General features: G+C 72.3%; 23 protein-coding genes and 1 pseudogene. 15 read left to right on the plus strand and 9 right to left on the minus strand.

Annotated features, from left to right (window positions below; all coding sequences use genetic code 11):
- Window positions 1-415: 415 nt before the first annotated feature.
- From ACZ6JS_RS34830 to ACZ6JS_RS34860, 7 genes are all read left to right on the plus strand, one after another.
- Window positions 416-1,663, plus strand: coding sequence for a M20 metallopeptidase family protein (locus tag ACZ6JS_RS34830; RefSeq protein WP_469304021.1), 1,248 nt, complete (start codon window positions 416-418; stop codon window positions 1,661-1,663).
- Between the two features lie 339 nt (window positions 1,664-2,002).
- Window positions 2,003-4,564 (plus strand): molybdopterin-dependent oxidoreductase, encoded by a 2,562-nt coding sequence (locus ACZ6JS_RS34835; RefSeq protein ID WP_469304022.1) that lies wholly within the window; start codon window positions 2,003-2,005, stop codon window positions 4,562-4,564.
- Window positions 4,561-5,541 (plus strand): FAD binding domain-containing protein, encoded by a 981-nt coding sequence (locus ACZ6JS_RS34840; protein ID WP_469304023.1) that lies wholly within the window; start codon window positions 4,561-4,563, stop codon window positions 5,539-5,541. Before ACZ6JS_RS34835 ends, ACZ6JS_RS34840 begins: the two co-directional genes overlap by 4 nt.
- Window positions 5,542-5,976: 435 nt before the next feature.
- Window positions 5,977-6,525 carry a ribosome-inactivating family protein gene (locus ACZ6JS_RS34845; protein WP_469304025.1) on the plus strand — a complete coding sequence of 183 codons (549 nt, stop codon included), beginning with the start codon at window positions 5,977-5,979 and terminating at the stop codon, window positions 6,523-6,525.
- Window positions 6,522-7,364, plus strand: coding sequence for a hypothetical protein (locus tag ACZ6JS_RS34850; protein WP_469304027.1), 843 nt, complete (start codon window positions 6,522-6,524; stop codon window positions 7,362-7,364). Before ACZ6JS_RS34845 ends, ACZ6JS_RS34850 begins: the two co-directional genes overlap by 4 nt.
- The gene (locus tag ACZ6JS_RS34855; protein ID WP_469304028.1) at window positions 7,361-8,098 is read left to right on the plus strand and encodes a class F sortase; all 738 of its coding nucleotides are present in this window, start codon (window positions 7,361-7,363) and stop codon (window positions 8,096-8,098) included. Before ACZ6JS_RS34850 ends, ACZ6JS_RS34855 begins: the two co-directional genes overlap by 4 nt.
- A gap of 172 nt (window positions 8,099-8,270) precedes the next feature.
- Window positions 8,271-8,564 carry a WhiB family transcriptional regulator gene (locus ACZ6JS_RS34860; protein WP_469304030.1) on the plus strand — a complete coding sequence of 98 codons (294 nt, stop codon included), beginning with the start codon at window positions 8,271-8,273 and terminating at the stop codon, window positions 8,562-8,564.
- 58 nt (window positions 8,565-8,622) lie between these two features.
- On the opposite strand, the gene ACZ6JS_RS34865 is transcribed toward ACZ6JS_RS34860, so the two are convergent.
- Complete coding sequence (locus ACZ6JS_RS34865; RefSeq protein ID WP_469304032.1) at window positions 8,623-8,913, minus strand: hypothetical protein; 291 nt, start codon at window positions 8,911-8,913, stop codon at window positions 8,623-8,625.
- A 221-nt stretch (window positions 8,914-9,134) separates the two neighbouring features.
- Here ACZ6JS_RS34865 and ACZ6JS_RS34870 point away from each other — a divergent pair, with 221 nt between their 5' ends.
- Together ACZ6JS_RS34870 and ACZ6JS_RS34875 are read left to right on the plus strand one after the other, a co-directional pair.
- Window positions 9,135-9,638, plus strand: coding sequence for a GNAT family N-acetyltransferase (locus tag ACZ6JS_RS34870; RefSeq protein WP_469304033.1), 504 nt, complete (start codon window positions 9,135-9,137; stop codon window positions 9,636-9,638).
- A gap of 406 nt (window positions 9,639-10,044) precedes the next feature.
- Window positions 10,045-10,581, plus strand: a complete 537-nt coding sequence (locus tag ACZ6JS_RS34875; protein WP_469304035.1) for a DoxX family protein — start codon at window positions 10,045-10,047, stop codon at window positions 10,579-10,581.
- A gap of 46 nt (window positions 10,582-10,627) precedes the next feature.
- On the opposite strand, the gene ACZ6JS_RS34880 is transcribed toward ACZ6JS_RS34875, so the two are convergent.
- The 3 genes from ACZ6JS_RS34880 to ACZ6JS_RS34890 all read right to left on the minus strand — a co-directional run bounded on the left by ACZ6JS_RS34880 (window position 10,628) and on the right by ACZ6JS_RS34890 (window position 12,633).
- Entirely contained in the window at window positions 10,628-10,993 is a 366-nt protein-coding gene (locus ACZ6JS_RS34880; protein WP_469304036.1) for a hypothetical protein, read from the minus strand.
- Between the two features lie 196 nt (window positions 10,994-11,189).
- On the minus strand, window positions 11,190-11,672 hold the full coding sequence (locus ACZ6JS_RS34885) for a lamin tail domain-containing protein (protein WP_469304037.1): 483 nt from the start codon (window positions 11,670-11,672) through the stop codon (window positions 11,190-11,192).
- Window positions 11,673-12,291: 619 nt separating this feature from the next.
- Window positions 12,292-12,633, minus strand: coding sequence for a HopJ type III effector protein (locus ACZ6JS_RS34890; protein ID WP_469304039.1), 342 nt, complete (start codon window positions 12,631-12,633; stop codon window positions 12,292-12,294).
- A 307-nt stretch (window positions 12,634-12,940) separates the two neighbouring features.
- On the opposite strand from ACZ6JS_RS34890, the gene ACZ6JS_RS34895 reads away from it, so the two are divergent.
- On the plus strand, window positions 12,941-13,534 hold the full coding sequence (locus ACZ6JS_RS34895) for a TIGR03086 family metal-binding protein (RefSeq protein WP_469304041.1): 594 nt from the start codon (window positions 12,941-12,943) through the stop codon (window positions 13,532-13,534).
- Between the two features lie 27 nt (window positions 13,535-13,561).
- Here ACZ6JS_RS34895 and ACZ6JS_RS34900 read toward each other — a convergent pair whose 3' ends face one another.
- The 3 genes from ACZ6JS_RS34900 to ACZ6JS_RS34910 all read right to left on the minus strand — a co-directional run bounded on the left by ACZ6JS_RS34900 (window position 13,562) and on the right by ACZ6JS_RS34910 (window position 16,720).
- On the minus strand, window positions 13,562-14,266 hold the full coding sequence (locus ACZ6JS_RS34900; RefSeq protein WP_469304042.1) for a 4'-phosphopantetheinyl transferase family protein: 705 nt from the start codon (window positions 14,264-14,266) through the stop codon (window positions 13,562-13,564).
- A gap of 96 nt (window positions 14,267-14,362) precedes the next feature.
- Window positions 14,363-15,247: an AraC family transcriptional regulator gene (locus ACZ6JS_RS34905; RefSeq protein WP_469304044.1), complete on the minus strand. Its 885-nt coding sequence runs from the start codon at window positions 15,245-15,247 to the stop codon at window positions 14,363-14,365.
- Between the two features lie 258 nt (window positions 15,248-15,505).
- Entirely contained in the window at window positions 15,506-16,720 is a 1,215-nt protein-coding gene (locus ACZ6JS_RS34910) for a competence protein CoiA family protein (RefSeq protein ID WP_469304046.1), read from the minus strand.
- A gap of 538 nt (window positions 16,721-17,258) precedes the next feature.
- Here ACZ6JS_RS34910 and ACZ6JS_RS34915 point away from each other — a divergent pair.
- On the plus strand, window positions 17,259-17,732 hold the full coding sequence (locus ACZ6JS_RS34915; RefSeq protein ID WP_469304048.1) for a hypothetical protein: 474 nt from the start codon (window positions 17,259-17,261) through the stop codon (window positions 17,730-17,732).
- A gap of 237 nt (window positions 17,733-17,969) precedes the next feature.
- Window positions 17,970-18,506: a DciA family protein gene (locus ACZ6JS_RS34920; RefSeq protein WP_469304049.1), complete on the plus strand. Its 537-nt coding sequence runs from the start codon at window positions 17,970-17,972 to the stop codon at window positions 18,504-18,506.
- 139 nt (window positions 18,507-18,645) lie between these two features.
- On the opposite strand, the gene ACZ6JS_RS34925 is transcribed toward ACZ6JS_RS34920, so the two are convergent.
- Window positions 18,646-19,455, minus strand: a complete 810-nt coding sequence (locus tag ACZ6JS_RS34925) for an alpha/beta fold hydrolase (protein ID WP_469304051.1) — start codon at window positions 19,453-19,455, stop codon at window positions 18,646-18,648.
- 140 nt (window positions 19,456-19,595) lie between these two features.
- On the opposite strand from ACZ6JS_RS34925, the gene ACZ6JS_RS34930 reads away from it, so the two are divergent.
- On the plus strand, window positions 19,596-20,207 hold the full coding sequence (locus ACZ6JS_RS34930) for a TetR/AcrR family transcriptional regulator (protein ID WP_469304053.1): 612 nt from the start codon (window positions 19,596-19,598) through the stop codon (window positions 20,205-20,207).
- Between the two features lie 162 nt (window positions 20,208-20,369).
- Here ACZ6JS_RS34930 and ACZ6JS_RS34935 read toward each other — a convergent pair whose 3' ends face one another.
- Complete coding sequence (locus tag ACZ6JS_RS34935; RefSeq protein ID WP_469304055.1) at window positions 20,370-21,290, minus strand: SDR family oxidoreductase; 921 nt, start codon at window positions 21,288-21,290, stop codon at window positions 20,370-20,372.
- Between the two features lie 675 nt (window positions 21,291-21,965).
- On the opposite strand from ACZ6JS_RS34935, the gene ACZ6JS_RS34940 reads away from it, so the two are divergent.
- Both ACZ6JS_RS34940 and ACZ6JS_RS34945 read left to right on the plus strand, forming a co-directional pair.
- A complete protein-coding gene (locus tag ACZ6JS_RS34940; RefSeq protein ID WP_469304056.1) occupies window positions 21,966-22,232 on the plus strand; it encodes a hypothetical protein in 267 nt (88 codons plus the stop codon).
- Between the two features lie 833 nt (window positions 22,233-23,065).
- A pseudogene (locus tag ACZ6JS_RS34945) lies at window positions 23,066-23,859 on the plus strand (molybdopterin-binding oxidoreductase); the annotation flags it as partial.

A 23,859-nucleotide genomic window follows, 5' to 3' on the forward strand; every position in this document is an offset into this window, starting at 1 on the left:
GGTCCGAAGCGGCATTCCACGGCGCCCATCGGATCAAGGGCGGCGAGTTCACGGTTTCGGGAGTCGGGGACTGCAGGTGGCCAGCCCACTTCTCCGGGCCGAACGGCTCCCGCGTGCCCGTGGACGGCTCCATCGCGGCCGGGAGGCCACCGCCGGTCATGGGTCGGACCGTGACGGCCGGCGACAGCGGCGGCGGCCTGCACCCTGGTCCTCGCAGCCGGCGCCTCCGCTCCCCCGAAGGCCCCGCGTACCCCTGCGCCCCGAGGCCGCGAGGGCCCCGCGCAGGCCCGGGGGCCCGCGTACGAGTCGTACTCCTGCGGCGCGCCGGAGGCGATGCACCGGCGTGGCGGGCCCGGTGCGCGGCACCATGGCAGGCGCCCCGTATGTCCGTTCTCGTGGAGGAGGTGCCGTGCACGTGGCTTCGCCCGCCGGCGACGGTACGACCCCGGAAGCGTTCAAGGGGCTGCTCGCCGATGCCCGCGCCGCCCTGCCCGGCATCGTGGCACTGCGCCGCAGCATCCACCGCCACCCCGAAACCGGCTCCCACCTGCCCCGCACACAGCAGAGTGTCCTGGCGGCGCTGGACGGGCTGGGTCTGGACCTGGCCACCGGCTCGCGCCTGAGCTCCGTCACCGCACGCCTCGAAGGAGCCCGGCCCGGCCCGACGGTCCTGCTGCGCGCCGACATGGACGCGCTCCCCATGGACGAGATGACCGGTCTCGACTTCGCCTCCTCGGTACCGGGCGCCATGCACGCCTGCGGACACGACACGCACACCGCCATGCTCGTCGGAGCCGCCCGGCTGCTCGCTGCCCGCCGCTCACTGCTGGCGGGCCGCGTCGTCTTCATGTTCCAGCCTGCGGAGGAATCCGGCGGCGGCGCCCGGCACATGATCGACGACGGGGTGCTGGAGACCCCCGACGGCGGCGGGGTCACGGCCGCCTTCGCCCTGCACGTCACCACCCGCTTCCCCGCCGGAACCCTGCACCTGCGGCCCGGGCCCACCTTCGCCGCATCCGACGGCCTGCACGTGACCGTACGCGGCCGCGGCGGACACGCCTCGGCACCGCACCGGGCCCTCGACCCCGTCCCGGTGGCGTGCGAGATCGTCATGGCCCTGCAGACCATGGTCACGCGTACCGTCGACGTCTTCGATCCGGCCGTGGTCACCGTCGCCTCGATCCACGCCGGCACGACCACCAACGTCATCCCCGGCACCGCCGAGATCCACGGCACCTTCCGCACCCTCACCCCGGCCGCACGGCAGCAGGTGCGCGACGGCATCACCCGTATCGCGCAGCACGTCGCCGCCGCGCACGGAGCGCACGCCGACATCACGCTGACCGAGGGCTACCCGCCCGTCGTCAACGACCCCGCCCGCACAGCGGCCCTCCACGACGCCGCGGCCCTGCTCCTCGGACCCGGCCGCGTCCACCTGCTTCCCGAGCCGTTCATGGGCGCCGAGGACTTCTCGTACGTCCTGCAGCAGGTGCCGGGCGCGCTGGCCTTCCTCGGGGCCTGCCCGCCGGGAAGCCCACCGGAGCAGGCCCCCGACTGCCACTCCGACCGCGTCGTCTTCGACGAGGACGCCATGGCCACAGGAGCCGCCGTCCACGCGGCCGCGGCCCTGCGCGCCGGGACCCTCCCCGGTCCGGCCACCTGACCGCGATCCGGCCTGCCTCGGGCCTCAGGGCCCTGATGTCGGCATCCGCGGATGCCACTTCGCGCTGCGGCGCCCCGAGAGGCGGGCTTTCGGGGCCGCCGCGCCCGACCGCCCCCGTACCGCCCGGGCACTTCGCGCCGACCGCCCCGCGAACGGAGTAGCGACCGGCCGCCCGGCGATCCGCCGCCCCGCGGTCCGCATGCCGGTCCCGGGCAATCGGGACCGCACGCGAACGGGCCACCGCCGGACTGCGCCGGCCCCAGCAGCGGGATATCAAGGAGCGTGACGGGGAGCGTCAGGCTCCGGCCGTCACCACCCCACGGCTGAGGAGTGCGTCTCGTGGAGTTCGAGGTCAATGGCACCCGGCGAACGGTCGACGTTGACGACGACCCGGCCGCCGTGGAGGTGGTGCGCGACCGCCTGGGACTGACCGGCACCAAGCTGGTGTGCGCGGGCGGCGTCTGCGGGGCCTGCACGATCCAGGTCGACGGCGAGCCCCGGGTGTCCTGCCTGACCCCGGCGGCCCGACTGGCCGGCCGGCGCGTGACGACGGTCGAGGGCCTGTCGGGCCACCCCGTGGCCCGCGCCTTCGCGGCCGAGGACGCCCTCCAGTGCGGCTACTGCACCCCGGGCTTCGTCGTCGAGGCGGCCGCCTTCGTCGAGGGGTGGCGCGCCGAGCACGGCACCACCCCGCCGGGGCGCCAGGTGATCGCCGAAGCCCTCGCCGGCCACCTGTGCCGCTGCGGCGCATACGAGGGCATCTTCAGGGCGGTGGCCGCGGCCTGCGCGGGCGACCACGACACGGCTCCGACCGGCAGGGAAACGGCTGCTGCGCGCACCGAAGCCCCGGAGAAGACCGACGGATCGGCCCGCTACACCACCGACCTGCACCCCGACGGCCTGCTCGAAGGCGTGATCGTCCGATCGCCGCACGCGCACGCCCGCGTACGGTCCCTCGAGGCCGGCGACCTGCCGCTGGTGCCGCTGCTGCCACCCGACGGCATCGTCCGGTACGTCGGACAACCGGTCGCCGCGGTCGCGGCGCCTGACCGGGCCGCCGCCCGGGCGGCCGCCGCCCGCGTCGTCGTGGACTACGAGGTGCTGCCGGCGGCCCTCGACCCACGCCGGGCCCGGGCCGGCGAGGGCCCGCTGGTCTACGAGGACAAGGCGGCGCGCAAACGGGCACCCGGGTCCGGGGAGACCGCCCAGCTGGTCCCCGCCCGCTGGCGCGGCAACCTGCGCGGCCCGTCCGCCATGAGCAAACGCCCCGCCGCGGCCGTACGGCGCATCCAGGAAGCCCGGACGAAGAACCCCGAGCGGGTCGTGGAGGGCGTGTTCACCACCGCCGCCCAGACCCACACCCCCCTCGAACCCCACGCCTGCCTCGCCCACTGGGCCGACGGCACTCTCCACATCCAGGTGTCCACACAGTCCGTGAAACGCGTGGCCGAGCTCGCCGCCGAGCGCTTCGGCGTCCCCGTGGAACGGGTCGTGGCACGGGCCGTCCACGTGGGCGGCGGCTTCGGCTGCAAGATGGGCCTGACCTCCGACGTCGTCGCCGCGGTCGAACTGGCCCGGCTGCACGGCTCCCCCGTACGCGTCGTCCTGGACCGGGACGAAGAGCTCACCGACGGCGGATACCGGCCCGGTACCAGCATCCGGCTGGCGATGGCGGCGGACGCCTCCGGCGACCTGAGCGCCCTGGCCATGGACGCGGACAGCGACGGCGGGGTCTCGGTGGGCGGCTCCGTCGCGGCCCTGGCCCGGTTCATGTACGGCAAGGCCCCCCGCCGGCTCCGCGACTTCGACACGCTCACCCACCGGCCCCCGGGCGCCCCGTTCCGCGGCCCGGGCGGCCCCACCATGTGCTGGGCCCTGGAACAGGCCGTCGACGAGATGGCGCACCGGCTCGGCCAGGACCCGATCGCCCTGCGCCGCCGATGGGACGGCAACCCCAAACGGCATGCCCTGTACGACTGGGCAGCGGCGCTTCCGGTCTGGACGGGCCGCCGCGGCGGCACCGGGCGGTACCGCCGGGGCGTCGGCGTCGCGGCGGGCAACTGGCTGTACTTCCTCGACCCCGCCACCGAGGTCGAGCTCACCGTCGAGGACGGGGTCGTCGTCGCCCGCTGCGCCGTACAGGACATGGGCACGGGCTCGCGGACCGTGCTGCGCCGGGCCGTCGCCGACGCCCTCGGCCTGCCGGAGACAAGGGTGCGCGCCGACGTCGGCCACAGCGACACCGTGCACGGCCCCACCTCCGGCGGCAGCCGCACCACCCCCTCCCTCGTGCCCGCCGCCGCGGACGCCGCCGCCCGGTTGCGCGAAGCCCTCGGCGGATCCGACGTGGCCGGCCGGCTGTCCGCGGCGCACGGCGTACGGGTGACCGGGCGGCGCCCGCGCGACCGCCGCGGCTATGTCACTCCTTTCACCCTGGGCGGGATCGCCGTCGGCCGCGGCTTCACCGGTTCGGTGCAGGTCGCCGAGGTCGAGGTGGACACGCGCCTCGGCCGGATCCGCCCGCTGCGCGTGTGGAGCGGAATCGCCGCGGGCCGCATCCACGAGGACCGGCTCGCGCGCAACCAGTGCGAGGGCGCCGTCGTCCAGGGCATCGGCTACGCCCTGTACGAGGAACGGCGCACCGACCCGCTCACCGGCCGGGTGCTGACCGAGAACCTCGAGGACTACCGCATCCCCGGCATCGGCGACACCCCGGAGATCACCGTCCACTTCCACCAGGAGGGCTTCGAGCACGTCCCCGGCGGCGGCGTCGGCCTCGGCGAGATCGCCACCCTGCCCACCGCGGCGTGCCTGGCCAACGCCGTTCACGACGCGACCGGCTGGCGCCCGTACGACATGCCCATCCGCCCCGACCGGCTCCTGGAAGGACTGGGCACGTGACCTCCGAGCCCGATCGCACCGACCTCACCGGCCTCGCCGACGCCGTACTGGCCCACGGCGGGGAACTGCGCGCCGGCGGCACCGACACCGGCGCCCGGCAGCGCAGTGGTGTCTCCACCGGTCCCTTCACCGATCTCGACGCCGCCGCCGACCTCCACGGCACCACCGTGCTGCCCGACGGCGGGCTGCGGATCGGCGCCCTGACCACCCTCGCCGCGCTGGCCGCCGATCCGCAGGTGCGAGCCGGCTGGCCGGCCCTCGCGGAATCGGCCGGGACCGCGGCCACCCCGCAGATCCGCGCGGCGGGCACCTTGGGCGGCAACCTGCTGCAGCGCAACCGCTGCTGGTACTTCCGCAACCCGCACGTCAGTTGCCTCCAGAAGGGCGGCGCCGGCTGCCCCGCCCGCGAGGGCGACCACCACTTCGGCGTCGTCAGCGGAGCGGGCCCCTGCATCACCCCACACCCGTCGACCCTGGCGATGGCCCTGCTCACCTACGACGCCCGCGCCGAAATCCACGACGAAGAGCCGCGCAGCGTCGCCGACTTGTACGGCGACGGTGACCGGCTCCACCGGGCCGACCACCTGCTGCCGCCGCACCGCATCCTCACCGCGGTCCGGCTGCCGGCACCCCTTCCCGGCGAACGCGCAGCCTGCCGCCGGGCCACCAGCCGGGCCCACGCCGAATGGCCCCTGGTCGAGGCCACCGCCCGGCTCGCCTTCGACGGGGCCACCGTCACGCACGCCGCCGTCGCGGCGGGCGGCGTGGCACGCGTGCCCCTGCGGCTGCCGGAGGTGGAGGCCGCGCTGATCGGCCGCGAGGCCACCCCCGAGGCCCTCGCCGCGGCAGCAGCGACCGTACTGGCCCGCTGCAGGCCGCTGCCGCAGACCGGCTACAAGACCACGCTGTTCCGCGACACCGTCCTGGAGGTCCTCGAACAGGCGGCCGGCGTCACGGCCGCCGCCGAGCCCCACTGACCGCATCCCGCACGCCGGACCCCGCGCTGATTTTTTTGGCATCAGAGGCCAACTATTCGCCCGGCCGCCGCCAGGACGACTACAAAGGTCGAGACCGAACCGAAACCGAAACCGAATCCGGCGATGGGGATCACCTCACCCGTCGGCGATCGGAATATGTCGAAGGCGGTGTATGCGCGTGCGTGAGTACAGCAAGGTCGAACCGATTCCGTTCAGATTACTGCAGAGGAGTCCGGGTTCCGGCTCCTCCACCTGATGCAGGCGGCCATGCTGAAACCCGTGTCGTTTTCCTCGGCGTACGCATCGGTGGACGAGTACCGGCTCCTGACGTCGACCATCAGGTCGAGAGCCGCAGATGCTCACGGTATTTTCAGCATGGCCGGCCCGAGGGGCGAGGGTGAATCCCACCTCCCCCTCCGCATTCAACTCCGGGGCTTGTTCATCGAGCTGTACATCGAGCTCCGCCTGCACGGCGCAGAGCCTCGCATCATCGGATTCCGCAACACCTTCGAGAACGGGCAGGCCCCGCCGGAGGCCTACGTGCGCCATGTGCGGGACTCGGCCCCCCCGCCGGGCATCCGCCGAACCCAGGAACTGCCGTTCGGCGGCCGCCGAACGGACCTGGAAAAGGCCGCGGGCGTGCGGCGTTCGCGGATCCTCCTGGGACGCCGCCCCCTGGGCGACGCGGTCATGCGGCTGCACCGGAACCGTGATCCGATATCCACCGCGCACGGAATGCTCGTGCTCTCGGTGATGCTCTGTGAGGCCGCACGATTCCCCGCCCTGGCCGATGCGATGTCACGCATCTGGATGACCGGGGGCAGGCTGCCGGACGCACTGGGCGCCGGAAAATTATCAAAGAGACACCCATCCAAAGGCGTTGGGGCGCCGAAGAAGGAACGAGTCCCCCGCCGGGGGCTCGTTTCCACCCCGTACGATCTGCGATTCCCGTCCTGGGGATCCACGGAACAGGAGCGAATGTGATAGTCAAGCGCGCCGGTCGCCACGTTCTCGCCGCCGTACCCGCCGCCGTGTTCCTGACCCTCGGTCTTTCGGGACCAGCTCTCGCGGAGGGCGGAAAGGCGTACCAGATCGACCTGGCGCAGCTGAACAAGTCGGGCTCCCGCGGCACGGTGATGCTCAGCCTCAACGGCAACCAGCTGACCGTACAGATCGAATCCGAGGGGATGGTGCCAGGACAGCCGTCGGCCCAGCACCTGCACGGTTCGACGAAGGGGCACGACTTCAAGTGCCCGGACGCGACGGACGACACCAACCGCGACGGGATCCTCAGCAACACCGAGGCCACGCACGACTACGGCGACATCAACATCTCCCTCACGACGACGGGCGACACCACCCCCGCCAGCGGTCTCGCCGTGGAGCGCATGCCCAAGGCCGACAACCAGGGCAAGCTCTCCTACAAGCGAACCATGACCGTCGGCCAGGACGTGGTCGAGCACATCAAGGACCTGCACGTCGTACAGCACGGCATCGACCGGAACAAGAACCGCAAGTACGACTTCGAGGGCGCCGGAAAGAGCGAGCTCGACCCGAAGCTGCCCCAGGAGGCCACGGCCCCGACCAACTGCGGAGAGGTCAAGGGCGCGGCCGTCGGATCGCTCCCGGTCGGAGCCATCGAGACCGGCGGCGGCTCCCCGGAGAGCGCGCAGAGCGCGTCGGTGCCGGTGACGGTCCGCGACGGCGTCGCGATCACCGTCCTCGCGGCGGCGGCCGGTGCGGTGGCCCTCTCCCGGAAGCGGGCCTCCGCCGTCCCCGTCCCCGTCCGCGCCGACCGGAAGAGCACCGGGGGCGGCGCGTGAAGCGGACACCCGCGCCCGTCGCGAACACGTCCACCACGAGGCCCCGTCGCCGCAGCCCACGCCCTCTGGCCGCCGCGGTCCTCGGCGCCCTCCTCCTCGTGGGATGCGGAGGCCAGAACGCCGCGAAGCCGCCCGCCCCGCAGGGGCAGGCCGGGCAGGCAGGGGCAACGGACGCCGCCGCACCCGGCGCGCCGGCTCCCGCCGGCGGTGGCGCCGCGGCACCCGCGGACGCATCGCAGAGCGGTACGGGTGGCGGCGCGGGCAAGGCCGGCCCCGCCCTGGCCCGCTCGGAGCCGCAGAAGATCGCGATCCCCTCGCTCGGCCTGACCAGCACGTTGGAAACGCTGCGGCAGAACGCCGACGGCACCATGCAGACCCCGAAGGACCCCGCGCTCGCGGGCTGGTACGAGCCGGGGCCGACACCCGGCTCCCAGGGACCGGCCGTGATCGCAGGGCACGTCACGTGGAACGGAGCATCAGCCGTGTTCGAGAAGCTGAAGACGATGAAGGGCGGTGACACCATCAAGGTGACGCGCAAGGACGGCAAGACGGTCACGTTCAAGGTGGAGCGGGTCGGCGAGTACCCGAAGGCCGAGTTCCCCACGCTGGAGGTCTACAAGAACCTCGACCACGCGGGTCTGCGCCTGGTCACCTGCGGCGGGGACTTCGACCCCAAGAAGCACTACTACGACAGCAACGTGGTCGTGTTCGCCCGCATGACGGACGCCGCGTAGCCGCCCCGGCACGGCAGGGCCGACAGGACGTCCGCCGGCCGCAGCCACCCCACTGCGGCCGGCGGGCCCATCCGTCGGGTCCGGACGGCGGCCGCGTCGCGAAGGACGTTTCATCCGCCGGATCGTGAGCAGGCGAGCCTTCGTCATCACCCTCCCGCGGAAGGAGCAAGCAATGTCCGACGTGTCGCGACTCCCTGGCCTGGCCGAGCACCACTGGGCGTGGCAGGCGGAAGCGGCCTGCCGGGGCCTGGGCTCGCGCAGGTTCTTCCACCCGGCGGGAGAGCGCGGTGAGGACCGCGCTGCCCGCGACGAGGCGGCCAAGGCGATTTGCGCCGGGTGCCCGGTACGGGCCGCGTGCCTGCGGCACGCGCTGAGCACCGGTGAGGCGTACGGGGTGTGGGGCGGCCTCACCGAGGAGGAACGCCGGGCCCACACGGCCCGCAGGAACGTGAGCGCGGCGGCCTGACGGCCACGACCGGCACCGCCCCCTCGGCCCGAGGATCGAGGAACCGGGCGTCGGGGGCTCAGGGCAGGCCGGCACTCAGGGGCAGGGTCGCTCCGGCGCGTACCGAATTGATGACCGCCTCGTGCAGGGCGCGGCTGGCCTCCTCACTGGGGCAGGGGACGGGGCTTCCGGCAAGCGGAAGCCAGTCGGACGCCCCGCTGTACTGCACCGTGACGTGCGCCAGACCCTCGACCTCGGTCCACGTGGTGTGGATGTCGAGCTCACCGGTGAGGACGGGTCCCCCTTCGCCGGTCACGACACCGTCCCGACCGGCGAAGATCCCGCGAGTGGTCCATGATGCCCAGCTCATCCGGCCTCCTTGCCGCACTGCACGCAGCGCACTGCACTCGTCGTCCTGCCAGTGTGAACGCGTCGGCCGTCGCGCGCCCTGTGGGCGCGGTGCCGTTGTGCCGCGGTCACGGAACGTGCACGTGATCCGGGGTGCGCCGGCCCGTACGGGGCACGTAGGGTCGGCCTGCCTCCCGGTGCGGGGGCGCCTGCCAGAACGTGACTGCGGAGGGAACGACGGGTATGGACCTTCTCCCTTTCGCCGCTGTTCACGCCGCCACGGTCGCCGGCTGGCCGACCTCGGCCCGTGAGGTGGGCCTGTGGTGCGGGCGGCAGGAATTCCCCGTACCCCCGGCGACGATCGCCGACTGGCAGCGGGACGCCGACGTCCGGGCCCACGTCCTCGTCGAGGACGAGACAGTCGTGGGCTACGGAGAGCTGTGGTTCGACGCGGAGGAGGACGAGGTCGAGCTGGCCCGGATCATCGTCGCGCCGGACACCCGGGGGACCGGCCGGGGCCGCGAACTGGTCCGTGGCCTCCTCGCCCGGGCCGTCGCGGCGGGCTTCTCCGAGGTATTCATGCGCGTGCACCCGGACAACGAGAGAGCCCTGCGCTGCTACCGCGGAGCAGGGTTCGCGCGCGTCGACCCCGTCCTCGCCGCAACCTGGAACGAGGCCCAGCCGGTCGCCTACGTCTGGCTCCAGGGCGCCCCCGCATCCCCAGCCGCCCGCACGGGCCGCCAGTGACGAGAGGGAGCGCCCGCGGGCCGGGGTGATTCCTCCGTGTCGCATGGATCGGGCACGGCGCCGGTCCGGCTCCGTGCCTCGAGAAGCCGGCCGTCTGCTCGCCGACCTCCTGCTGACGGAAGGGGGTTCCACCTGCGACGTCCACGCCCTCGCCTCGCTCACCGCCGTCCGGCGCGGTTGCGTCCGCACCACCCTGACCGGCAGAGCCCGTCAAACCGTGGCCCTGTACGGGATGGGGCCTCCGCGGTGAACGGGGGACGCCGTACGGCGTCCCGGCGGTCGCTGCTCCACCGGTCGGCCGTCCGTTCGGCGGACTTGCGGGCCCGCACGGGGTCGCCGCCGCTCCGACGGGATACGGATGTCGTCGCCGTACCACGACCGGCCGTCGCCTATCAGGGAGACTTCGATGAGCTGCATCAACCGACGCGACCTCGCTCTGCTGGCCCTGCGGGCCGGAACCGGAGCGGTGCTCATGGCGCACGGCACGCAAAAGCTGTTCGGGTGGTTCGGCGGTGCCGGTCTCGACAGGACGGCGGCGGCGATGGAGCACATGGGCTATGTACCCGGCCGGCAGAGTGCCCTCGCCGCGGGACTCGGGGAGACCGGGGGAGGGGCACTGCTCGTACTGGGGCTGGCCACGCCGGCGGCCGGCGCCGCGGCCGCGGGCGCCATGGCGGGCGCCGTCGCCGTCCACGCCCCCGCGGGCTTCTTCGCGCAGGGCGGCGGCTTCGAGTACCCGGCCTTCCTCGGGTTCACCGCCGCCACCATCGGCCTCGCCGGGGCGGGCCGCTACTCCCTCGACCACGCCACCGGGCACACCTTCGACCAGCGGTGGACGCTCGGCCTGGCGTTCGCCGCGAGTGCCCTGGCGGCGGCGGCCGTGGTCACGAAGCGCGCCCAGGCCCAGGCCCGGGCACAGGAGGAGAGCGGCGAGGAGGAGTGACGGGGCGGGGAGGAACAGACGGGCTCAGCCGGGATGCGACGGCCGGTCAGTTGACGGCCGTGATCCATCGCACGAGGGCCGCGTTGACCGTGTCGTCCAGCGCGGACAGGGTGCGGATGGCAGCCATGTCACCGGGCCGCGGTGGGATGCCGACGGAGGTCAGCGCCGCATGGAGGTCCAGGCGCCGCCGGTCCCACGGTTTCAGGGCCGCGGCGGGGCACGGGTGGGACGGCTGCCTGTCCGTCTGCGGATCCGCCGTGCCGAGGGGAGGCAGAGCGCTGCTGTCGATCTGCGCCTGCGGTGCGGCATCGAAGGGCACGGACTCGGCATGCTCGGCGCCGGGGAAGCGGTACGGGTCGAGGGCCAGCTGAGGGACCGTAACCGCTGACGGGGAACACTGCCAGGACTCCACACGAACCTCCCGGGGTCGGATGCGCTGCTGTCTGCGAAAAGATCGAGGACGCCGCCTCCGGAGGGGGAGGCGGGCCCGACGGCGTGGGGCGGGGTGATGCGGGGGTCGGGGCCGCGTGCCGCGGCAGGCTGCCGCGGCACGCGGTTTCGGGCGGCCGGCAGCTCACGGTCCCCGACGGTGTGGCTGCCGGCCCGGGTCAGCGGCGGTGGTTGTCGTGGTGTCCGCGGCGTCCCCAGGTCTCGGTGTCGACGATGTTGCCCCGGTCGTCGCGCAGGGTGGCGGTGTCGCGCTCGTCCCAGATCTGGCGGCGGCGGTCCTGGTATACGTCGCTGCGGGTGTCGCGTCCGCTTCCGGTGTGGACCCTGACACCGGAATGGCCGTCCAGGCGGAGGCGGTTGAAGCGGTATCGGTTGCCGTCCCGGTCGGTCAGGGTGAAGCCGTGCAGGTTCACCGGGTGGCGGCCGGTGTTCCTGACCTCGATCCATTCGCGGTTCAGGGCGCGGCCGTCGCGGCCGTGGCCGTCGTGCTGGACGTCGCCGATGACGATCGCGGAGTGCCGGCCGCGGTGGCCGTGCCGGTCGTCGTCGTGGGCGGCGGCCGGGACGGCGGCGGCGCCCACCAGGGCGCCGGCCGCCAGGATCGCGGCGAGAACGCGCCGAGTGGCGGGAGAAGCAGACATGCAGATGACTCCTTCAACAGACGGCCCGCCCCGGCCCTTGCGAGCCGGGCGAGTTCCGTGCGGTCCCCGGCGTCCTGCCGGGGAGCCACACTCTGGCCCGTACCCCAGCCAACCGCCACAACTTGTGATGTGTGTTTCTCAATACGGACATGTCCGTAACACTCGCTTGTAAGAGGCAGGCGTCACACGCCGGTTGACGCCGGTCGGCCGGGACGCGGGCGCCGTCCGCAAGACGTCGAAGTGAGAACGTTTCGGCCGGATAAACAGCTCATTCGCGCCATGCCGTGTGCTCTGCGCCGAATGGGGTCGGGGTCCCGTAACAGGCACTTCCCCATACCGCTGGGACCGACCTCGAGGTCGGCGCCCGCCCTGGTGCCCGAAACCTGCGCCGCGGCCTCGTTCCCGGCGGCGGCAGGGTCTTGTCCACCGACCGGCCGGTGAACAGGACCCTGCCGCCGGTGGCCGTTGGACAAGACCGTGCTGCCGGTGCGCCGCTGTTCGTGTTCCGGTTCACGGCGACGGTCGAAACACGGATGTACGCGCCGCGCACGTTTTCGGCGCCCGGGCCGAGCGCGCGCCGGGGCGTCCGGACCCAAGCGGCTGTCGGTCCCGCCGCTGCTCAGCTCTTGCGGGTCAGCGGCTGCCCGGCGAAGCGCACCCCTGACAGGCCGTGGACCATGAGGTTGCGGATGTTGCTGTGGTCGGTGTCGTCAGGGGTCGCCAGCACGCTGCGGTAGTGCTCACCGAACGCCTGCAGGGCCTCCTCGTCGCTCAGCCCTTCCAGCAGGGCCAGTCCCAGCGTCTTGCAGGAGCCCTCGTTCTCCCCTGCTGCATTTTCCAGTTCGCCGTTGCGGAACGCCTGCGGTTGATAGGTGTAATGCGCGGCGACGAAGGCCAAGGTGTCGGCGAACTGGTGCTCACCGGATGCAAGGCTTGCCCGCAGGGGGTTCAGGTCCGTCATGTGGGGTCCCTCAGGTTGGACGGACGAGCCGATTCCCGTCCGTGACCGGCGGACATTACCTCTCTCAGGCCGACCGTCAGGCATCGGGCCACATGTCGGAACGATCGGCATCTATGCAGGTCACGGCGTAAGACTCGGCGAGTCGGAGATCTGCCGAGAGCCGGTTGCCCCGACGCCGCTGAGGCATCCTGCGGAATCCGGGACCTTGCGGCGGTCGCCGCATTTCGCTCCGTGTTGCGACGAGTGCGGGGTGCCCTGCCGGTCTACCCTTCAGGCCCATTGCCTGGAGGAGTAGGAGACGCCCGTGATGCCGTTCATCGATCTGGAGGCGCAGGCCCGGGTCGTGTCCCGTCTCGTGGAGGGGGTGCCCGGTTCCGGGCTGGCGGGGCCGACGCCGTGTCCCGAGTACGCGCTCGGAGACCTGCTGGACCACATCAGAGGTCTCGCCATCGCATTCCGCGACGCCGCCCGCAAGGACTTGGGTCCCACGACCGACACGGCCCCGGATCCGACGGGCCTGTCCCTGCCCGCGGCCTGGCGCGAGGAGCTGCCCCGCCTCCTCGCCGAACTGGCCGAGGCCTGGCAGGACCCTTCGGCCTGGGCCGGCATGACCCGGGCGGGCGGCGTGGATCTGCCGGGCGAGATCGCGGGCGCGGTGGCGTTGGACGAGCTCGTGATCCACGGCTGGGATCTGGCCCGGGCCACGGGCCAGGAGTATGTGCCGGACGAGGCCGCATTGCGCGCTGCCCATGCGTTCCTCCTCGCGTCCGCTCAGGAGGAGCGCGGCGAAGGGGACATCTTCGGCCCCGTGGTGCCGGTACCGGACGATGCTCCGTTGCTCGAGCGGGCGGTGGGGCTGTCGGGGCGGGATCCGGGCTGGACGCCGCCGAGGCCGTCGTGAGGCAGAGCGGTGATCGCGTGCGTGGTGTCAGTGGTGGGTGAGGGTGGCGAGTGCGGCTTGGTGGTGGGGTGGTGCGGGGAGGTCGGTGAGGTGGTGGCCGGGGATGGTGGGTGGGGTGGGGTGGGTGCTGACGTAGGGGTTGGTGAGGCCGTTGGCGAGTCCGGTGCCGGTGGCTTTGAGGCAGGCTTCTTTGCGGGCCCAGCAGCGGGCGAGTGCGGTGGGTTGTTCGTGGGTGGGGAGGTTGGTGAGTTCTTGGGTTTCGGTGGGGTGGAGGAGGTGGAGGACGTCGGTGACGGTTTGGTGGGTGGGGTGTTCTTCGATGTCGATGCCGACGGGGGTGGTGGCGAGGGCGATGTAGGCGTGGTCGCCGCTGTGGGAGAGGGAGAAGTGGAGGGGGTTTCCGGGGAGGTTGGGGCGGCCGTGGGGTTGTCCGCAGCAGGGGCAGGCTTCGCGGGTGAGTTGGATGGTGTGGGGGGGTTGGTGGAGGTAGTGGGCGAGGAGGATGCGCAGGGCGAGGTGTGAGGTGGTGTAGCGGTGGGTGAGGGCGGGGGTGTGGAAGCGGGTGGCGCGTTCGCGTTCGTTGGTGTCGAGGATGGTGTGGGCGTCGGTGATGTGGTGGCCGCCGACGGTGTCGATGGTGGTGTTGAGGGCCCAGACGATGGGTGTGGTGGGGGTGGGTGGGGGTCCGGGTTCGGGCGGGTTCGCGCCGAGTTGGTTGATGTGCTCGATCACGCGTGTGAGGGTAATCGAGGCGGTCGAGGGCCTCGGCTGAGGAGGTGCGATGCGGGGGATGGGTCGGGGGGCCGGTAGGGGTGTGCGAACCGGCCTTCATCTTCCGCCGGTGCCAGGGCGGCGTTCGATGGGGATCCACAGTTGGGAATCGGTCGTCATACCGGTCTCCACGGGCCGGGTGCGCAGGAGTTCCGGGCCGGGCCGGCTGGTGTAGGGGTTCGAGGGGAACCACTGCGTGAACACGTCACGCCAAAGTTGTTGCAGGGCGCCCGGGTAGGGGCCGCGGTCGTCGAACACGGCCCAGGTGCCGGCTGCGATGTCGAGGATGTCCAGTCCGGCGGCGTTCGTTTCGGGGCGGGTCGCGACACCGACCCAGTAGTCCACCGCGGAGCCCTCCTCGCGGCTGTCGGTGAGGTGTACCGCGGCGGAGAGGATCCCTTCCGGTTCCAGGCCGGCGAGCGTCTTCTTCATCCGTGCGATGCTCTGTTGGTCGAGACTTTCGACGTGTGCGGTCGCGGCCGTGTTGAGCCCGTCGTGCACGAGCGGGACGGTGGCCTTCCTGCCGACGATCCGGAACGGCTCCTTTTCCACGATCCGGTAGCGCATGCTCGTGCTCCCTTCGACGATGACGCGGAACGACATGCGCGGTTGTGCGGTGGGTACCGCACCCGTGCGGCGGGCCTCGCCGGGACCGACGCCGTGTACGGAACGGAAGGCTCGGGCGAACGCTTCGCCCGAGCCGTATCCGTAGCGGACCGCGATGTCGAGGAGCGTCCGTTCCCCGGCCAGCACCTCGGCCCCGGCGAGTGTCATGCGTCGGCGCCGGACGTAGAGCGGGAGCGGCATTCCGGCGAGGGCGGAGAACAGCCGCCGGAAGTGGTATTCGGACACGGCGGCGATCCGGGCCACCTCGGTCATGTCGATGTCCTGGTCGAGGCGGGTTTCCAAGTGGTCGAGTGCCTGGTTGAGCCGTTCCAGCACGCCTGTGCCTCCTTGTTCCGGATCTGCCCCACGGGATCGCCCAGCCTGCCACCGGCCACAGGGGTGCGGGCGTTCGGCGGCGGGCTCCGATCCCGTGTCGCTCGCGCCGCGCGGGCCCGCGGCGGCCATCGGTGTTGTCGCCCCGGACGGTGACGGCCGACCTGGAGGCTGCCGTGGCCGTTGCTCCGGCGATTCACGCCCCCGGCGCCAACCGCTCACGGCCGAGGACGCTGCCGTCGCGGTGCAGGGCGGGACCGGCTACCCGGGGTCGGAGAGTTCGAGATCCCGGATCCTCCACGGGGGAAGCCCGCCGTCGATCAGCTCTTGGGCTTCGCGGGCGTTGCGGACGAAGATCCGTTGGAAGGCGAGCTGCGGTGACAGGACGGCGAGGGCGGGGCATGGCCGAACGATGCCGTAGAGCCCGCCGCCGTGAACGGGCACCCCGTACGCGAAGGCCGGTACACCGTCCCGCGCACCGGGGTTGCTCAGCACGACGCCGTCCTCCTCGGCTTCCTCGCAGACGGCGGCGAACAACTCCTCGACCTGCACGGTCGAAAGGCGATTCCACCACGTGGCCGCGATCCCGGCCGCATTCCGCTCCAACGCCGTCCGCCGGGCCCGTTCCAGCGCCTCACGGGCGAGCCGCTGCTCTTCCTCGGCCTGACGCCGTTGCGCCGCCTCCCGCCGCGCCACCCCACCCCGATCCGCCTCCGCTTCACGGGCCTTCCGCCCTCGCTCGGCGGCCTCCGTCCGGCGGCGCTGGTTCTGAGCCGCTCGCTCGTTCCGCCTGCGAGCGGCTTCCGCCGCCCGCTTCTGCCGCTCCGCTTCGCGTGCCTGTGCCGCTGCCTCCTGCAGCACCCGCAACCGCTCGTACTCAGTTTGCGCGTGCGCCGACTTCCGGGATGTCCACCACAGGTCGCGGACGTAGATCTCGTGGACGTCCTCCACGATTCGTGACACCCGCCGGTAGTCGGGCAGGGCACGGCGAGGGATGAGGGAGCCCCGAAGTACCCAGTCCACGAAGCGGGGGAGCGGCTCGACTTGGAACTCCCAGCAGCCGTCGGCCGCATTGAAGCCGGCGAGTCCGTCGTCCACGATCCACGGGCCGGGTTCGTCCTCCCCCGGAGGACGAACCCGTATGGACGGGACCTCCCCCATCCACAGCGGCGTGCGACCGTGTGGCGACACCCAGCAGACGTCAATGCCGTGCGCGCGGTAGCGGGCCGTCCGCGCCCGGATGTCGTCCACGGTGATCGGGGAGAGCTGGGCCTCCCACGCCATGCGGCGTTCACCGTCCGCGGAAGTGGCCATCACGTCCGCGCGCCACGTCCCGTCAGGGGCCGGAACCTCGAGTTCGACGTGCCATCCCGCGGCGCGGACGGCACCGGCCAGCTCCAGCTTCAGCAGGTGGTGTTCCCACGACTCCTCGGCCAGTGCGCATTCCGGGGGCCGGCCCGCGTCGTGGGCGAACATGCGCACGCGTCGGGGCCGCGGCGTGTGTTTGGCGTGAACACCCCACCCGCATTCGGGGCAGGTCAAGCCGGGCCGGGGGCGGGCACGGTAGATGTCGGACCACACCAGTCCGCCACCGAGGTCGGGCTGTGAGACGTCGAGTCGGCCAGCCTCGGGGTGCAAGGCCGTCAAAGCCATTCCAAGCTCCTTGAGTTCAGGCAACCAGCGCTGGTTGCGTGCGGCGTCCCCAGGATCCGACAACGGGCTGCGGAAGCCCCCTTCAGGGTGTGCCTGGGGTAGGACGCCCGGTGCGCGCAGCGGTAGCGGCCGGGGGACACGCCCTACCTGGCGTTGCAGGCCTGCCCAAGAGCTTCGGCCGAGCCGGAGCCGCCCGCCGGCGCGTGGGGCGCGCCGCGCCGTGCCCGGCGAGCCGGATGCCGTACGGACATGGGCCGCCCCCGTGGGGAGACCCATGCCGGACGGACGTGTCCCCCAAGATTTGTGACAGGAAGAAGGCGCGGGGGTCCCCGAAGAGTCCGGCGGCCGCGACCGTGGGTGCATGACCCTTTCGCGCAGCTTCCGCGCCGGCACCAAGACCGACGTCCCGCTCGACGGCAACGGCGGTCCGGTTCGCGGCCTCCTGGCCTGGTGTGCACGGCGCTGGCCCACCTGGCTCGCCGGGGCCCTCGTATTCGCCACCTTCGCCGACGGTGCCGCGCCGCTCGGGCTGCTCTCGGCCGTCCTCGTCGTCATGCCGCTGTGTTATCTGGCCTTCGGGGCCGCACGGCGGGAACTCGGAACGGAGGGCGCGCTGACAGTCCAGGTCACCGGTCTCCTGGGCTTCACCGCCGTGGCGCTCCTGGCGCTCGTGGTGAGCCTGCCCGGCGCCCGCTACGTCGTGGCGGTCGGGTGGTTCGCCCACGGTGTCTGGGATTTCGTGCACCATCGCTCGGGCAGGGTCGTTCCGCGGGCCTGGTCGGAATGGTGCGGCGTCGTGGACGTCCTGGGAGCAGCGGCGATCCTGCTGACCTGACCGTGCGGCCCCTGGCGCACTCGGCCGGATCGCCTCCCGTTTCCTTTTCGTGGCGCCCCTGAAATCCCACCACCGGGTGGTGGAGAGGACGCTCGACGGTCGCCTGCTCTGTGGAAGACCCATAAGGGCTGCCAGGCGCCGAGCAGGGTGTGTGAGACTTCCTCCGAATGATCACTCGGGGGGAGTTGCGCGTTGAACACGCTGCTGAAGAGGGTTTGGACAGGGCTGGTCGCAAGCTTGATCGTTGGTCTGGCCGTCGCGGTCCTGCCGGACCACTACCAAATGGACGACGAGGGGCACATCCAGCTGCGCGCGCCCGCGCCGACGCCGTACCCCTCCGAGGGGGCGCCGACACCGGAGTCCACCGCACCACCCCTGGCACGGGACGCCGTGGACGAGGTGATCCGGACCGCGGTCAGGGCGGCGGGCCTCGACCCGGCGCAGGGCCGTCCGACCGTGGCGCCCGGCGGCAACTCGGACAGGACCGGCTGGATGGCCGTCCGCGAGAAGACCTCCGCACAGTCGGAGATGAACGCGATCTGCGCCGACCTGGAGCGCCAGGGATGGACGCTGAACCCGAACGGCGACCGCCCCGAGCTCTCGCGCAGCTACAAGCGCGGGGGCTGGTACCTGCTGGTGAGCACGCGCGGGAAGACGCAGGCGCCGTCCACCACCTCGGCCCTGACGGACTCGCAGACCTACCTGACCCTGACCGGGCTCCAGCTGAACCTGTCCGACATACCCCTGCCCGAGATCACCGTCCGCATCGGCTGACCCCTCACAGAGAACCCCACACCCTCTTCACGGGACACCCGGACACCCCGGGCCCGGGCCACTCGGCCGAGCCCGGGGGCGGGAACACTCGTCCCCCCGCATCCGTCCGGATGCGACAGCCCCGCGTCAGAGGCCCCTCTCATGCCGCGTGCTCTTCGGCGAAGAAGCCGGCCAGCACGGGGGCCAGCACCGTCGGGTCCACTGCGTGCTCCTGGCCGGGGAAGACCCGCAGCGTGAAGTTGTCGCCCGCTGCGCAGAGTTCCCGGGCACCGGTCAGCATGTGCGGCGCGCCTGCGTCTCCGCTGCCCACGAGGACGGGCATGGTCACGGAGTCCCAGCGGTCGAGGGGCAGGGGGCGGCCGGACATGGTGTCGCCCATGATCCGGCCGTCGTAGGGGAGTGTGGGGGCTACGGCTTCCATGCCCGCCCAGAACGGGGCCTGGCGCATGCCCGCGACGACCTCGTCGGGCAGGCCGACCGCCGCCGTCATGAAGTAGGCCACCGCCTCCCCGTACGCCTCGCGGCCCACGAGCTCGGTGAGGTGCTCCACGTAGTGGGCGGGCAGCGGGGGCCGGCTGTCGTCGGTGACGAACGGCGGCTCGTACAGCGCGAGGCGCGATACCGATCCGCTCAGGGAGGCGGCTGCCTCCAGGGCGAGGACGGCACCCGAGGACATGCCGAAGAGCATCGCCGACCCGTCGGCGGGCCCCTGGATCAGCGCGTCGAGGTCCTCGATCTCACGCCGCACGTCGTACGCCGGCCCGTCCCCGCTTCCTCCCCGGCCCCGGCGGTCGTACGTGATCACCGTGAAACGCCCGGCCAGCAGGCCGGCGAGTGCGGCGGAATCCCCACGCGTCATGAAGGCGCCGCCGACGAGCACCACCGCAGGGCCCGAGCCCTGTCGCTCGAACGCGATGGCCGTGCCGTCGGCCGAGAACACCTTGTCCATGTGAAACCCCCATGTGAGCGCAGCCCAGGCAGAAGCCCGACCTTTCGGAACTGGACGGTACAGTACTCATATGAGTACTGGTCAGTCCAGTACTCTCCTCGGAAGGGAATCCGCCGAACCGAGCACAGAGAGGGGAATCGATGATGGACAGCCGGTCAGCGCGCAAGCACCAGGCGATCCTGGACGCCGCGACCGCCGTGTTCCTCGACAAGGGATACGGGGGCACCAGCATGGACGACATCGCAAAACTCGCCGCGGTGTCCAAACAGACCGTCTACAAGCACTTCGCGGACAAGGAGAAGCTGTTCGCCGAGATCGTGCTGGCCACCACCGACCGTATCGACGCCATGGTCGACCTGGTGGCCGACATCCCCGCCGAAGCCGACACCCTGGACGAGAACCTCACGCGGCTCGCCCGCCAGTTCCTCACCGCCCTCACTCAGCCCCAGGTCATCCAGCTGCGCCGCCTGATCATCGCCAACGCCGACACCTTCCCCGAACTCGGCGCGGCCTGGTACGAGCAGGGCTTCGAACGAGTCCTGGCCACCCTGGCGGCCACCTTCCAGCGCCTCACCGACCAGGGCCTGCTCAAGACCGACGACCCGCTCCTGGCCGCCCACCACTTCTCCGGACTCCTGCTGTGGATCCCGGTGAACCGCGCCATGTTCCACGGAGGCCCCCAGCACACCGACGCCGACCTCGACCGCTACGCAACCGCCGGCATCCGGGCCTTCCTTGCCGCCTACCACTGACCCGACCCGACGGCACGAACCCTTGAGGAGCGTCTGCGTGACATGCTCCGAACGCACCGTGGTGCGCGACGGCATACGCATCCGGTGTCAGGCCCGGGCCGGGTCGAAGTTCGCCTCCGCACCACCCGACCTTCCGCGCTTCGCCCCCGGGCCACCAGCGGCTCAGGAGCCGGCGGGCGGGTTCCAGGCATGCCAGTCGGCGATACCTCCGGCACCGAGGACGACCGCACCGGCCGTCAGCTCGCCGCGCGCGGGGGTACGCAGCTCGCGTCGGGCGATGCGCGCGACGACCGGTGGGAAGAGCGGCCGCAACGGCTGGCACCAGCGCAGCCAGGGCGGCGCGTAGACGGAGCGGGAGCGGCGCCTGATCCCTTCCGCGAACCAGCAGGCGACCTGCTCGGGCGTACGGACCCGGCGGGCGAACCGGGGCTGGTGGCGGCGCAGGGCCCGCAGCACCGGGACGTCGTCGAGGCCACTGATCATGTCGGTGCCGGTCCAGTGGACGTAGGCGATCCCGACGCCGACACCGTCGGGCTCGACCTCGCCACGCAACGCCAGGGCGAAGGACTCGACGCCGGCCTTGGACGCGCAATAGGCGCTCATCATGGGGGAGGAGCCCAGCGCGGCGGTGGAGGCGACCTGGAGGAAGTAGCCGCGCGTGCGGGTCAGCTGGGGCAGGAAGGCCCTGGCGGTGTTGGCGGATCCGGTGAGATTGACGTCGATGACCCGCTGCCACAGGTCGGCCGCCGTACGGTCGAAGGGCCCGCCGACCGCGATGCCGGCATTGGCGACGACCACGTCGGCCGGTCCCAGGACCTCTTCCACATGCCGGGCCGCGGCCTGCAGCGCCGCGTTGTCGGTGACGTCGGCCTCGACGCAGACGCTCCGGCCCGGCAGCGTCCTCGCCGTCGCGTGCAAGGACGCCTCCTCGCGGCCCAGCAGCGCCACGGACATCCCCGCATCGGCCAGGTTCCGTGCCAATGCCGCCCCGATGCCGCGCGCGGCGCCGGTCACCACCGCCACCCTGCCCCGCAGCGGATTGACGGGCGGTCGGTGTCCGCCGGGCATGGACATGTTGCGCATTGCACCCCTCGTTCCTCGTGCGGGCACGCGGCCCGTGGGCCGGCCTTCCCGCATCGCGCAGGCCGCACCGCCTCTCTAACAGTCCGAGGCTCCGCAGCCGGTGCACCGCTGCGCCGGGACACCCGTGTCACTCCGGGTGGCGTACAACGAGCGCGGTAGCGGCGCATCCAGACAGGCCGGTCGGCGCGGGGGAACGCCGTCCGAAGGCGACCGCTTCGGAGCCGACGCACTACGCGAGGTGGTCCGGCACCGCGTCGACGCGCTCCGGCCCTCGCCACGCCGGGCTGACAGCGCGGGAGGAGGTGATCGGCTCGGTCCGGCGGTCCAGAGGTCCGGATGGTGCGCCAGGCATCCTCATCTGACAGGTCGCAGGCCACGGACAGCATCGTGGGCTGCTCCCACGGGAACCGGCCGGCCGATTGCGGCGCGAAGCGGTGGATCATTAGAGCTCCAGGGGCCCATCCGCAGCCTGTACCGCATCCTTTGGCAGACGCCTCGTCGTAACTGGGCTCGTCACGGCACCCGTTGTCCGGCGGCAGCCATACGGCCGGGCCGGCTTCCACCTGCTCCGGAAGATGGGTAGCAGCAGTTATGCGCGGCGGAGGATCCATCCGGCGGACACCCTGCGGCCGGCTGTCTCCCCCGCGCGGGGGAGGCAGCCGCTACCTTCGGACGATGCCCGGACACGGATCCGCGGCGACGGTTGAGGCACAGGCCATCACCCGTCAAGATCGGAGCATCATCGTGCTGAAGTGGACTCTGCGCGTTGCCGCCATCCTCGCCATCGCCGCCGCAATCGCTACGCCGGTAGCTGCGCCCGCGCCCGAAGCAGCCGTCGCCACACCGGCTGTCACCGTCGTCGCGCCCGCCTCCGGCCCGGACGCCTCGGAGGTCGCCTACGCCGTCAAGGGAAGGGCGGGGTTGGGCGACCTCGTCGCCTAAAGGTTCGGCCGAAGCGGCCCCGACTTCGATCCGTCCAGCCTTGTGAACACCCTTCACGGGATGTCCCGTCCCGTAATCCCCGGCCGGGGGTGCGACGAGAGCTGCGCGCCTCTCCGCGTTGCCGGAACGCCCGCCCGGACACGCCCGGCACGAGGACGCTCCTCCGCCTTGCGATGCACCGCATCCGAGCCGGGCGCTCACCGGGGATTACGGGACAGCCCTCAGTTCCAGGGGCAGTCGCCGGTCCGGTGGAAGCCCCGGCCGAAGCGAAGACGAGAGCCCGGAGAGCCGGGCGACGGCCCCGCTGGGTCCGCCAGGAGGCCAGGCGCTGTAGGAACCTGCGCTCCGGCTCAGGTGCGGTTCCGGCAGCTCTCCCAGAACGAGCAGTGTCAGGTGCGGTGCGGTTGACAGTTCGAGGGCGGAAGAAGTCGTGCTCCGGTTGGAGGAGCTGCTGCCGGTGACCCCGGCCACGGTGCTGCGGGGGTGTGTCGAGCGGCGCCCCGCGCGGTGAGCCGGCCGGGTCGGCCGTGGGCGGCAGTCGGCGCCGCCCTCAGCCCCCCACCGTCCGCCCGTCTTCCCCTGATGACGCCCGCGATGACCGCTTGCCCCGACCGAGGAAACGGATGAACAGGTCCGTTTCCCGCCTCGGACAACCACAGAAGGCGGTCCGCCCGCCGGCCGGCGACCGAGTCCCGACGACGGCGCTCCCGGCTCCCGTCCGGGCCGCGGAAGGCGGGGCCCTCCACGACTCCCGCGCCCAGGTCCTGACGGCCGGACGGCGGTTGGGTCACTCGTCCGGGTGACGTACCAATCCGCCAGGTAGGGGGTGCCGAATCCGCGGTGTGAGCAGCTTCCGCAGCACCCTCTCCCGCGTCGCGTTCGGCGCGTCGGCCGGAGTACTGGCCGCCTTCACCGCGCTGGCCGTGGCCGACCTGGTCGCCGGGCTGGTGCGGCCGGCCGCCGGGCCCGTGACGGTGGTGGGCGGGGCGGTCATCGACCGGACCCCGGCCGCGGTGAAGGACTTCGCGATCCGCACCTTCGGGGAGAACGACAAGGCCGTCCTGCAACTCGGCATCGTCGCCGTCCTCGCGGCCATCGCCACCGGCCTGGGAGTGTTGAGCCTGCGCCACCGCCGGGCGGCTGCAGCGGGGGTCTTGATCTTCGGGATCGTCGGCGCCACCGCGGCACTGGGCCGTCCCGACTCCACCGGCATCGGCGACGCCCTGCCCTCGATCGCCGGGGCGGTTGCGGGCGCCGGCATCCTCTTCTTCCTGGCCGCCAAGGCAGTCCCTGCCGGCGCCCCGGCAGCGGACGAATACGGTGAGGACCGCTGGAGCAGACGTGGCTTCCTCGCCGCTGCCGGTGCGACGGCCGCCGTGGCCGCATCCGCGGGCCTGGTCGGGCGCGTCCTCGCGGGCCGTCAGGGACAGGGCGCGGTCGCCTCCCGCGCGGGTCTCGTCCTGCCCACACCGGCCTCCCCGGCCCGGCCCGTCCCGGCCGGCGCCCAGCTGAAGGAGCCCGGCCTCAGCGCCTTCATCACGCCCAACCGTGATTTCTACCGTGTCGACACGGCGCTCTCCGTTCCGATGGTCGACGCCGGAACGTGGCGGCTGCGCCTTCACGGCCG

It is taken from the genome of Streptomyces sp. NPDC046349 (genome assembly GCF_055587885.1).